This window comes from Methylobacterium sp. A54F (assembly GCF_053346035.1).
The window spans coordinates 1-287 of record NZ_JBKFBF010000200.1; the positions used below are offsets into that span (position 1 = coordinate 1).

Consider the following 287-nt stretch of genomic DNA (forward strand, 5'->3'; position numbering starts at 1 on the left):
CCCTGGTCCGGTCCCACCGCGGGGTCCCCGCCCCCGGTCAGGGCCTCGATGACGGGCTGCCAGTAGCTCGACGGGAAGTTGCGGCCGTGCAGGAGCAGCACGGTGCGGCCGTTGGCGGGCCCGGACGGCGCCACGTCCATGTAGGCGAGGCGCTGGGCCTCGCCGTCGCGGGTCAGGTCGAGGGTGCGGACCGGGTACGGGTAGGCGAAGCCCTCGAGCGCGATGCCGAGCGGCTCGGCGGAGGCGTCCTGCGCGTGGGCCGGGGCGCCCACCAGGCAGAGGGCGGC

1 pseudogene is annotated in these 287 nt (G+C 77.0%); it reads right to left on the minus strand.

Annotated features, from left to right (window positions below):
- A pseudogene (locus ACLBXP_RS25955) lies at nucleotides 1–287 on the minus strand (alpha/beta fold hydrolase); the annotation flags it as partial.